Below are 9,682 nucleotides of genomic sequence, written 5' to 3' on the forward strand. Positions count from 1 at the left end.
AAGAAACCGTCACATCGATGAGTTGACCCGGCTGGGCGAAGGCCGGCAGGGTCGCCGTGACCATGGCCGCCGCCACGTTCTTCAACTGCATGTTGCTGCTGGTGCCGGTGGGCACGTTCACGCCCAACTGCTGCAACATGCTGATGACGCTTTGCACGGTGAAAGGGGTCTGGGTGGTCTGGTCACCACTGCCATCGAGACCCACCACCAGGCCGTAACCGACCAGCTGGTTCTGCCGCACGCCCTGGATGCTGGCCAGGTCCTTGAGCCGCTCGGCGTTGGCCGGCACGGCAGCGGCCAGGCACAAGGCTGCCACGGCAGCCGCCGAGAGCAGCTTGCCGCCCATCCTGATCATATCCATGGAGAAAAATCCTTTCCGGGTCATTGCACTACTCCACATCAGAAAGGAGAAACGCTGAAGAAGAATCGGCCCAGCGAAGACATGAAGTCAGCCATGTCCACCCGGGTGTTGGTACGGTATTCCACCTTGGCATCCGCCACCAGGGTGGAGGAAACGGTATTTCCGGTCTGGATGTTGTCGGGGCTGACGGTACCGGAGAAGCGCACGTATTCCACGCCCTTGTCCAGCGCCACCTGCTTTTCACCCGAGACCACCAGGTTGCCATTGGGCAGCACTTCCACCACGGTCACGCCGATGGTGCCGGTGAAGGTGTTGCTGGAGGTGGTGGCGCCCTTGTCGTCGAACTTGGCCGAGGAACTGCCATTGGCCGACAGTTCCTTGATCGAGGTACCGAAGATGGTCGGTGCCGGCGAGGCCACGGCACCGGTCTTGCTGGCCGAGCTGGCGGCCGACTTGCCGGCACTGGTCTTCTCGTTGATGACGATGGTCAGGGTGTCGCCCACCAGGCGTGCACGACGGTCTTCCAGCAACGGGCGATAGACCGCCGACTGGAAGATCGCACCCGAGGTCGGCGGGGCATAGGAAGCCGGCTGCGGACGCGCCGTCTTGGGACCGGTCACGATGCTGTCGGGCACGGTGGTGCAACCGGTGACAGCCAATACCCCCGCGATGGTGGCCAATTTCAGCGTGTTCTTCATCTCTGCCTCGTCCTTTCTCTGCTACCCACTACCTTGGTTCATGAAACCACATCCCTGCCCTGCTGCCTGTGCTGCTATCGCGCCAAGGCGCTACTGCCTTACAGCTGCGAAATCTTGGCCAGCATCTGGTCGGAAGTGGTGATGGCCTTGCTGTTGATTTCGTAGGCGCGCTGGGTCTGGATCATGTTGACCAGTTCTTCCACCACGTTGACGTTGGAGGTTTCCACGTAACCCTGCCACAGCGCGCCGGCACCGTTGGTGCCCGGGGTGTTGGGGTTGGGTGTGCCGGAGGCGGCGGTTTCCACGTACAGGTTTTCGCCACGGCTTTCCAGGCCAGCCGGGTTGATGAAGGTAGCGACCTGGATCGTACCGATCTGGGTGGTGGCAGTCGATCCCGCCTGCATGATCGAGACCGTACCATCACGGCCCACACTCAGTTTGGTGGTATTGAGCGGCACGGTGATCGGCGGCTGCAAGGTGTAGCCGCTGGAGGTCACCAGTTGGCCCTGGTTGTCGGTCTGGAAGGAACCGTCGCGGGTATAGGCGGTGGTGCCGTCCGGCAGCAGGATCTGGAAGAAACCATTGCCCTGGATCGCCAGATCCTTGTCATTGTTGGTCTGGTTGACGTTGCCTTGGGTGAAGATGCGTTCGGTCGCCACCGGGCGCACGCCGGTACCGATCTGCAGGCCCGAGGGCAATTGCGTCTGCTGCGAGGACTGGGCGCCGGGTTGGCGCACGGTCTGGTACAGCAGGTCTTCGAAGACGGCGCGCGAACGCTTGAAACCGTTGGTGCTGACGTTGGCCAGGTTGTTGGAGATCACGTCCAGTTGCGTCTGTTGCGCATCCAGGCCGGTCTTGGAAATCCACAGGGAACGAATCATTTGTTTCTCCGGTAATCAGCGCTTGCGCTGCGGGTGCATCGGTTGTTCAGGTGCGTGAGCAAGTGCTTGGGCAGCATCAGGACAGCGACAGGATCGACGTCGCCTTGGACGCATCGCCTTCGGCAGTCTGGATCACCTTCATGTTCATCTCGAACTGGCGCGACAGGTTGATCATGTTAACCATCGCCTCCACCACGTTGACGTTACTGCCTTCCAGCGCCCCGCTGGCCAGGCGAACATTGGCGTCGGGCTGGGCCGCACCGGTGATGGTGCGAAACAGGCCATCGTCACCGCGCTGCAGGTTTTTCTCATCCGGGTTGACCAGCTTGATGCGACCCAGCACGTTGACCGCGTTGGGAATGCCGTTGGTCGGAATCGACGACACCGTGCCATCGGCCGCAATGGCCACCGTGGTGTCGGGCGGAATGGTAATCGGGCCACCGTCGCCCTGCACGGACTGGCCGTTCTGAGTCTGCAGGATGCCGTTCTCGTTGATCTTGAAGCTGCCGTTGCGGGTGTAGGCTTCGCCGCCATCGGCGGTCTGCACCGCGATCCAGCCACGGCCCTGCACCGCCACGTCCAGTGCGCGCCCGGTATCCTGGATCGGCCCCTGGGAAAAATCGCTACCCGCTGTGGAATCGACCACGAAGGCACGCGTCGGCAAGCCTTCCCCCACTACCGGCGCCGAACGGAAGGTATTCAATTGGGCGCGAAAACCCGTAGTCGTAGCATTAGCCAGATTGTTGCTGGCGCTGGCTTGTTGCTCAAGCGTGTGCTTGGCGCCCGACATCGCTGTATAGACCAGACGATCCATAAAACCCCTTTGATGTGGCGCCAACCCCCGGCGCCACCGATTGAAACCGGCCACCGGCGACGCCGGCAGCCTTGCTACATGCGACTGCTATCAGCGCAGGCTGACCAGAGTCTGCAGCACGGTGTCCTGCACCTTGATGGTCTGCGAGTTGGCCTGGTAGACGCGCTGGGCCACGATCATGTTGACCAGCTCGGCAGTCAGGTCGACGTTGGAGTCTTCCACCGCACGCGCCTGCAGGGTACCAAAGGTACCGGTGCTAGGCTTACCCACCAGCGGACTGCCAGCCGCACCGGTAGCCTGGTACAGGTTGTTGCCAAGTGGCTGCAGGCCGTTGGGATTGGCGAAGTTGACCAGCACCACGTTGCCCAGGTTCTTGGTCTGCTGGTTGCTGTTAGAACCAACGATGGTGCCATCCTTGTCGATCGAGAAACTCGACAGCGTGCCCGGGGGCATACCGTTCTGGTTCTGAGCCAGGTTCACGAAGGCCGAACCGGTCTGGGTCGTACCGGCATAGTTCAAAGCGATGGTGCTGGCGAAGTTGCCGCCACCGGCTGCAATGTTGGCATTGGGGCCAGTCGAGGTGAGGTCGATGGTCATGGAGCCACCACTGACCAGCGCACCGGTCGAATTGAAGGTCATCGAACCCAGCTTCAGCGGCGTGGTGCCGCCCGAGGTAGTCACCAGGGTGTTGCTGCCGACCTTGGCGTACACGTCCCAGGTCGTGGTGGGTGGGGTCACCGCCGTATTGGGCGGGTTCTTGACGTAGTAGGTCTGCACGCTATAGGGATTGCCCAGGCTGTCGTAAATCGTGACGCCGGTCGAATTGGTATAGGTGGTCGGATCGTTGGCGTTGAAGACCGTGGTGGTCGGAATATTGGGCGAGCGCGAATCCAGATTGACCTTGGTATTGATGGTGGTGGTGGTGGTGGCAGGAATCGAGGAGGTATCGATCTGCAGCGCCACCGGGTCACCGCCCGAGGCGCCGGCAGCCCAGCCCATCAGGTAGGCGCCATTCATGCTGGGATTGACGATGTAGCCGTTCTTGTCCAGCTGGAACTGGCCATTGCGGCCATACATCGGCGATTGGTTGGTCAGGGAAGACGACACCTGGAAGAAACCGTCACCATTGATGGCGATATCCAGCGGGTTATTGGACGAGGTGATATTGCCTTGAGTGAATTGTTGCGACACATCGGCCACGGTCACACCGATGCCCACCGGCGAGTTGCCGGAACGGTTCATGGAATTGGCGTACATGTCGGCAAACTGGGTCTGCGACTGCTTGAAACCCACCGTGCTGGCGTTGGCCACGTTATTACCGATGACGTCCAGGCTCTTGGCTGCACCGTTGAGCCCGCTCAGGCCTTGTTGAAAACTCATGAGATACCCCCTTGTTGCGACAGATGTCGGTAATAACGATTAAAGAATCTGCACCACGTCGGTCGGCTTGATGGTGCCGACGTTGGTGACATTGAGCTTGACGCCGTCCGCGGCCGTCGAGACGCTGGAGACGGTGCCGAAAGACAGCGCCGTGGCCGCCACTGCGGTGCCATTGTTGGAGGCGCTGACGGTGAAGGTGTACTTGCCATCGGGAGCCTTGCCACCCGAGTCGTTGCTGCCGTCCCAGATCACCGGGACGGCACCTGCTGCCTGGGTACCGAGATCGGTGGTGTGCACCACGGCGCCGGTGGCGTCCTTGATGGTGACGATCACCGAAGACGCCGTGCCGGACAGGTTCACACCCAGCACCGCCTTCTGGCTGGTGACGTCGTTGCCGTTGGCATCCTTGCTGGTATCGGTCATCAACTGGATGTTGTTGCCCGGTGCCAGCACGCTGTGGCCGATCATGTTGGCCGTGGACAGCGCTTGCGAGGAATTGATGCTGCTCATCAGCGTGGACAGCGAGTTGTTCAACTGGCTGATGCCCGAGACCGTCGACAACTGGGCCATCTGGCTGGTCAGTTGCGAGTTGTCCATCGGGTTGCTGGGATCCTGGTTCTTCATCTGCGCAATCAGCAGCGTCAGGAAGCGGTTCTGGATCGCATCCGGGCTGTTGTTGTCGAGGCTGGAAGAACTGCTGGTACTGGAAGTGCTGCTCGCACCGTTCATTGCGCTGAGCAGGTCATTGGAGACGATGGCCATGGTGGGAATCCTGTTTATTGTCCGATGGTAAGGGTCTTGACCAGCATGGCCTTGGCCGTATTCATCGTTTCCACGTTGGTCTGGTAGGAACGGGAAGCCGAGATCATGTTGACCATTTCCTCGACCGGATTGACGTTGGGCATGGCCACATAGCCATTGCCATCGGCCAGCGGGTGCTTGGGGTCGTAGACCAGCTTGGGCGGTGCCTGGTCCTCGACCACGGCGGCCACCTTCACGCCGCTATCCTTGACGTCACCCACCGGAATGGCCTGGAACACCACCTGCTTGGCCTTGTAGGGCGTACCGTCGGGGCTGGTGGCGCTGTCGGCGTTGGCGATGTTGCTGGCCGTGGCATTAAGACGTTGAGCCTGGGCGCTCATGGCCGAACCGGCCACATTGAAGATATTGGAAAGGGACATGGTTTATCAACCCGGTTGGATGGCGTTCATCATGGCCTTGATCTGGCCGTTCACGGCGGTGACGCCGGCTTCATAGCGAATACCGTTGTCGACGAATTCATTGCGTTCCACATCCAGATCGACCGTGTTGCCGTCCACACTGCCCTGTGCCGGCGTGCGGTACTGCAAGGCAGTACCGCCGATGCTGCCCGGACCGTTGTCGGGCGCAGTGCCGGCCACGTGGGCCGCCGAGGTACGCTCCAGTTGCAGCGGCGGCATGGCGCTGGTCTTGTTGTCCAGCGCGTTCTTGAGCGCATCGGCAAAATTGACGTCACGCGCCTTGTAGTTGGGCGTATCCGCGTTGGCGATATTGGATGCCAGCACCTGCTGGCGCTGGGCCCGCAGGTTCAGCGCCATCTCGTTAAAACGGAAGTAGTCGTCGAGCTTAGAGACCATCAGGTCCTCCGGAAAAACCGGCGCCGCACCGCCCCTGCCTGGGCAGGTCGCGCACTGCGCCGATGATGGAATTACGTAGGCTTGATCATACGTTTGCCCTGCGCAACCTAAGGGGCGATAAAGAGAGAAAAGCCTCCCCTGTTTGCGCTTTTGACCTCGCGCGCGCGAAGTAACATGGCTGCCAAGATTCGCTGTGCCCTCACCGGCAAGTTGCACAAAATGAAACACCTTCTCCGCGCCCTGCGCCCCACCCTGGCCGCCCTGCTCCTGCTGTGCGGCAGCCTGGGCCAGTTCGCGCCTGCCCTGGCGCAAAACGACCCCAACACCCCGCAAAAGCAGGACTTGCAAGTCGTGCAACAGGTTGCCGAGCAATTCCTGAAAAGCCAGACTTCCGGCTTGCCCGGCAGCGTCACCGTCACCATCGATCCCGCCGATCCGCGTCTGACCCTGGCCAGTTGCCTGGAACCGCAAGCCTTCATGCCCAATGGCGGACGCCTGTTCGGGCGCACCACGGTGGGCGTCAAGTGCATCGCCCCTTCGCCTTGGACCATTTACCTGCGCGCCAATGTACAAGTGATCTCGGACTACTTGGTGGCGGCCGTGCCCCTGGCCCAAGGCCAGACCATCAGCGCCAGCGACATCACCCGTATCCGCGGCGACATGTCAGCCCTGCCCAGCGGTGTGCTGACCGAAGAGTCGCAGGTCATCGGGCGCGTGGCCAACATGTCCCTGCGCGCCGGCACCCCGCTGCGCATGGATGCCATCCGCAACCAACGGGTGGTGCAGCAAGGCCAGGCGGTACGGGTCGTCTCCAATGGTCCGGGCTTCCAGATTTCTACCGAGGCACGCGCCCTGACCAATGCCAACGAGGGCCAGATGGCCCAGGCCCGCACGGCGGCCGGCCAGGTGGTCAGCGGCATTGCCAAGGCTGGCGGGATCCTGGAAATCAATTATTGAGCTGGCTGATGCCGCTTGGCCATTGATATGAAGTAATTTTCCGGGCCGGGCGGTACGGAGCCACTCCCGAACGGCCTACCAGGGAAGATGTGAAGAAAATTTCCGGCATTTCTTCATTTTGCGGCCCAGGATGTTAAAGTTTGCTCAGAATTGGTCGATAATCCATACGACAGGCGGGTGCAAAGCGCCCCCACCCTACAAGGACTACTGCCGTGAACGTTAACGACGCCCTCAAATCCGCTGCCCTCAACACCGAGCAGACGCAGACCCAGACCCGCAACAACGCCCAGGCCGGCGCTGCCAGCGGCAATGGCGCGCCGGCTGCCGCAGCCGCTTCGGACAGCGTGCGCCTGTCCAGCACCTACCAGGCGCTGGAGACCAAGGTCAACAGCAACAGCAGCAGCTTCGACGCCAAGAAAGTGGCCGAGATCAAGGCCGCCATTGCCAACGGCACCTTCCAGATCGATCCGGAAAAAGTCGCCAATGGCCTCATCGATACCGTCAAGACCCTGATCAGCGCCCGCCAGGCCTGATCGTCCATCGTTCGATCACAGGATCTTTCGCATGAATCCGGCCAGCAAGTTGCAATTGGAACAAGCCGCCCTGTCCCGCCTGGTGGAAAAACTGCGTCAGGAGCAGGCCTTGCTGGCGGAAGCCACGGCGGAAGGCTTGACCGACATCATCTCCGAAAAAGCCAGCATTGTTGCCGAAATGTCCACCCTGGCCGGTAACCGTCATCTCCTGCTGGGCCAGCTTGGCTACAGCGAAGACGAAGCCGGGATGCAGAAATGGATGAATGAACAAGGCGACGAGACCGACAAGGATGTCTGGGCCAGCATGTTCGAACTGGCGCAGGACGCCAAGGAATTGAACCGCGTCAATGGCTTGCTGATCGGCAAGAAGCTCTCCATCAACCAGAGCGCCTTGACCATCCTGCAAGGCAAGACCAGCGCCGGCAACTTCTATGGACCGGATGGCCAGAGCAGCATCAAGTCCTCTGGCCGCAGGCTGGGCGTGGTCTGATAGCTGTACTCTCCCGCATCATGCAAAAAGCCCGGCAGTGCCGGGCTTTGTCGTTTTTGACGCCGCACTTTGGCAGCATGGAGCGTGTCGCGCCTCAGGCCACCCCACTCCAGGAATGCTCGCGCAGATAGGTGCGCATCCGCGAAATCGCCTGGCTATGCAACTGGCATACGCGCGACTCGGACACCCCCATGACGGCGCCGATTTCCTTGAGGTTCATTTCCTGCTCGTAGTACAAGGCCATCAAGATCTGCTCGCGCTCGGGCAAGGCCTTGATGGAATCGACCACGGCGTCGCGAAAGCCGCCATTGATCAGGCTCTGCAGCGGGTCGTCATCGGCTTCGCCCGTCTGGTAGCGGTCCAGGAAGTGCTCATGACCGCCCTCATCGTCGTGGAAGTCTTCGTAGTAGATCAACTGGTGGCCACCGCATTCGGTCAGCAGCGATTGATACTCGACCAGGCTGATCTTCATGTGCTGCGCCACTTCCGCTTCCTGCGGCTGGCGCCCCAGTTGCTGCAACAGCGCCTGCATGGCTTCCTCCACCTTGCGGGCATTCTGGCGGATGCTGCGCGGCAGCCAGTCGCTGCTGCGCAGTTCATCCAGCATGGCGCCCCGGATGCGCTGTACGGCATAGGTCTCGAACTGCGCGCCATGGGTTTCCTCGTAGCGGTTGACGGCGTCGAGCAAGCCCATCATGCCGGCCTGGATCAGGTCGTCCACCTCCACGCTAGGGGGCAACTTGGCCTTGAGCTGATGCGCCAGTTTCTTGACCAGCGGCGCATGTTGCTCCAGGACGTCGTTCTTGCCCTTCTTTCCCTTGACGTTATACATGCACGTCACGCTCCCAGGCTGGCACCGTCGGTAGCCATGCCGTAAGTGCTGCGAGCGCTGTCAGCACCCGCCGTGAATCGCTTGGACAGACGCTGGAAAGCCAGTGCCGCCCCGGCGAAGGGGAACACATCCATCACTGCCCGGCCCTGACCGGTAGCCCGGCGTATATGGTCGTCGGCCGGGATGGACCCGAGGAAATTCAACTGCGCCGCCAGATAGCGGCTGGCCGCCTGGGCCATGTTGGCATAGACAGTACGCGCTTCGGCCTCGGTGGCGTCATTGACGATGAGGCTGAAGGGACGACGGCCGATACGGTCGCTCAAGCTCTTCAACAAGACATAGGCGGCCTTGATCGAAGAGGCCGTAGTCGAGACCTGAATCACGATCTCGCCCATTTCCATGGTCGGTACCGGCAGCGATTCATCGCGCGCCAGCACGCCATTGACCAGCGTGATTTCAGCCTGTTCGATAAGGCTGTCGAAGATCTCGGCCAGGCGCCCGGCATCCGGGTCAGTGGCCTGGGGCACGCTGCGCCGGGCGATGCGCGCCATCGAAAAACCCTCCGGCAAGCGCCGTGTGGCTTCGACCAGAGTACGCTCCATGCGGGCGACTTCCTGCAGCGTGGCCACGTCGTGGCGCAGGCCGATGCGGGTCAAGAGTCCAGTACTGGCAACGTCGCCATCCACCACCAGCACGCTGTGCTTGGCCTGCGCCAGCGAGGCTGCCAGATTGATGAGCATGGCGCTTTTCTCTTCTTCGCCCAGCACCGAGAAGAAGGTAAACAGCCTGGGTACCGGACGCTCCAGCATCCGCCGCAGACCTGTTGCCTGATCGATGTCGTAACTAGCCAAAGCTCACCTCACGCAGTCCTTTGTCATTCATGGACATGGCGGTGGGACCGATGACCCCCGGAACTCCCCCTCCTGGAATTCGAAGGGAGCCGTTTCGCGCTTCTGCTTGAAGGCGCGATCTGCCAGGTAGAGCTTGTTGGCCACATGCAGGTCTTCCGGCACGCGCTGGCCATTTGGCACGTAATGCAGATTGAGCTTGTGACGGATCACCACGTCCAGCACGTTACCGATGGTGGCCGCTTTCATCAGCTTGGNTGATGATGCACCGG

Annotated in this window: 13 protein-coding genes and 1 pseudogene; 3 read left to right on the forward strand and 11 right to left on the reverse strand. The window is 61.2% G+C overall.

What is annotated here, in order from left to right:
* The 8 genes from I5W_RS10945 to flgB form a co-directional block, all read right to left on the reverse strand.
* On the reverse strand, nucleotides 1–361 hold a 361-nt coding region (locus tag I5W_RS10945; RefSeq protein WP_044529244.1), incomplete at its 3' end, for a flagellar basal body P-ring protein FlgI.
* 38 nt (nucleotides 362–399) lie between these two features.
* A complete protein-coding gene (locus I5W_RS10950) occupies nucleotides 400–1,059 on the reverse strand; it encodes a flagellar basal body L-ring protein FlgH (RefSeq protein WP_017450934.1) in 660 nt (219 codons plus the stop codon).
* A gap of 98 nt (nucleotides 1,060–1,157) precedes the next feature.
* On the reverse strand, nucleotides 1,158–1,940 hold the full coding sequence (gene flgG / locus I5W_RS10955) for a flagellar basal-body rod protein FlgG (protein WP_017450933.1): 783 nt from the start codon (nucleotides 1,938–1,940) through the stop codon (nucleotides 1,158–1,160).
* A 76-nt stretch (nucleotides 1,941–2,016) separates the two neighbouring features.
* Nucleotides 2,017–2,754 carry a flagellar basal-body rod protein FlgF gene (gene flgF, locus I5W_RS10960; protein WP_044529245.1) on the reverse strand — a complete coding sequence of 246 codons (738 nt, stop codon included), beginning with the start codon at nucleotides 2,752–2,754 and terminating at the stop codon, nucleotides 2,017–2,019.
* Nucleotides 2,755–2,844: 90 nt separating this feature from the next.
* Nucleotides 2,845–4,134: a flagellar hook protein FlgE gene (gene flgE, locus I5W_RS10965; protein WP_044529246.1), complete on the reverse strand. Its 1,290-nt coding sequence runs from the start codon at nucleotides 4,132–4,134 to the stop codon at nucleotides 2,845–2,847.
* A 39-nt stretch (nucleotides 4,135–4,173) separates the two neighbouring features.
* Nucleotides 4,174–4,896, reverse strand: coding sequence for a flagellar hook assembly protein FlgD (locus I5W_RS10970; protein WP_017450930.1), 723 nt, complete (start codon nucleotides 4,894–4,896; stop codon nucleotides 4,174–4,176).
* Nucleotides 4,897–4,910: 14 nt separating this feature from the next.
* Nucleotides 4,911–5,315: a flagellar basal body rod protein FlgC gene (flgC, locus tag I5W_RS10975; RefSeq protein WP_017450929.1), complete on the reverse strand. Its 405-nt coding sequence runs from the start codon at nucleotides 5,313–5,315 to the stop codon at nucleotides 4,911–4,913.
* A gap of 6 nt (nucleotides 5,316–5,321) precedes the next feature.
* Complete coding sequence (gene flgB / locus I5W_RS10980) at nucleotides 5,322–5,750, reverse strand: flagellar basal body rod protein FlgB (RefSeq protein WP_017450928.1); 429 nt, start codon at nucleotides 5,748–5,750, stop codon at nucleotides 5,322–5,324.
* A gap of 219 nt (nucleotides 5,751–5,969) precedes the next feature.
* Here flgB and flgA point away from each other — a divergent pair, with 219 nt between their 5' ends.
* The 3 genes from flgA (at nucleotide 5,970) to I5W_RS10995 (ending at nucleotide 7,730) form a co-directional block, all read left to right on the forward strand.
* On the forward strand, nucleotides 5,970–6,707 hold the full coding sequence (gene flgA, locus I5W_RS10985) for a flagellar basal body P-ring formation chaperone FlgA (protein ID WP_252716992.1): 738 nt from the start codon (nucleotides 5,970–5,972) through the stop codon (nucleotides 6,705–6,707).
* Between the two features lie 212 nt (nucleotides 6,708–6,919).
* Entirely contained in the window at nucleotides 6,920–7,240 is a 321-nt protein-coding gene (gene flgM / locus I5W_RS10990; protein ID WP_017450926.1) for a flagellar biosynthesis anti-sigma factor FlgM, read from the forward strand.
* Between the two features lie 31 nt (nucleotides 7,241–7,271).
* The gene (locus I5W_RS10995; protein WP_017450925.1) at nucleotides 7,272–7,730 is read left to right on the forward strand and encodes a flagella synthesis protein FlgN; all 459 of its coding nucleotides are present in this window, start codon (nucleotides 7,272–7,274) and stop codon (nucleotides 7,728–7,730) included.
* Nucleotides 7,731–7,824: 94 nt separating this feature from the next.
* Here the strand turns inward: I5W_RS10995 and I5W_RS11000 are convergent, their stop codons facing one another.
* The 3 genes and pseudogenes from I5W_RS11000 to I5W_RS11010 form a co-directional block, all read right to left on the reverse strand.
* Nucleotides 7,825–8,562, reverse strand: coding sequence for an RNA polymerase sigma factor FliA (locus tag I5W_RS11000; protein WP_017450924.1), 738 nt, complete (start codon nucleotides 8,560–8,562; stop codon nucleotides 7,825–7,827).
* Nucleotides 8,563–8,567: 5 nt separating this feature from the next.
* Nucleotides 8,568–9,371 carry a MinD/ParA family ATP-binding protein gene (locus tag I5W_RS11005; RefSeq protein ID WP_017450923.1) on the reverse strand — a complete coding sequence of 268 codons (804 nt, stop codon included), beginning with the start codon at nucleotides 9,369–9,371 and terminating at the stop codon, nucleotides 8,568–8,570.
* Nucleotides 9,372–9,405: 34 nt separating this feature from the next.
* Nucleotides 9,406–9,682: pseudogene (locus I5W_RS11010) on the reverse strand (flagellar biosynthesis protein FlhF); the annotation flags it as partial.

The sequence above is a fragment of the Herbaspirillum sp. B65 genome (assembly GCF_000333555.1).
Classification (GTDB): Bacteria; Pseudomonadota; Gammaproteobacteria; order Burkholderiales; family Burkholderiaceae_D; genus Herbaspirillum; species Herbaspirillum rubrisubalbicans.

What these genes read in the sequence shown, in the direction of transcription:
- flgG (WP_017450933.1), bottom strand. Translation starts at nt 1,940, where the DNA reads ATGATTCGTTCCCTGTGGATTTCCAAGACCGGCCTGGATGCGCAACAG.
- I5W_RS10970 (WP_017450930.1), bottom strand. Translation starts at nt 4,896, where the DNA reads ATGGCCATCGTCTCCAATGACCTGCTCAGCGCAATGAACGGTGCGAGC.
- flgC (WP_017450929.1), bottom strand. Translation starts at nt 5,315, where the DNA reads ATGTCCCTTTCCAATATCTTCAATGTGGCCGGTTCGGCCATGAGCGCC.
- flgE (WP_044529246.1), bottom strand. Translation starts at nt 4,134, where the DNA reads ATGAGTTTTCAACAAGGCCTGAGCGGGCTCAACGGTGCAGCCAAGAGC.
- I5W_RS10950 (WP_017450934.1), bottom strand. Translation starts at nt 1,059, where the DNA reads ATGAAGAACACGCTGAAATTGGCCACCATCGCGGGGGTATTGGCTGTC.
- flgF (WP_044529245.1), bottom strand. Translation starts at nt 2,754, where the DNA reads ATGGATCGTCTGGTCTATACAGCGATGTCGGGCGCCAAGCACACGCTT.
- I5W_RS11005 (WP_017450923.1), bottom strand. Translation starts at nt 9,371, where the DNA reads ATGCTGGAGCGTCCGGTACCCAGGCTGTTTACCTTCTTCTCGGTGCTG.
- I5W_RS10995 (WP_017450925.1), top strand. Translation starts at nt 7,272, where the DNA reads ATGAATCCGGCCAGCAAGTTGCAATTGGAACAAGCCGCCCTGTCCCGC.
- I5W_RS11000 (WP_017450924.1), bottom strand. Translation starts at nt 8,562, where the DNA reads ATGTATAACGTCAAGGGAAAGAAGGGCAAGAACGACGTCCTGGAGCAA.
- flgA (WP_252716992.1), top strand. Translation starts at nt 5,970, where the DNA reads ATGAAACACCTTCTCCGCGCCCTGCGCCCCACCCTGGCCGCCCTGCTC.
- flgB (WP_017450928.1), bottom strand. Translation starts at nt 5,750, where the DNA reads ATGGTCTCTAAGCTCGACGACTACTTCCGTTTTAACGAGATGGCGCTG.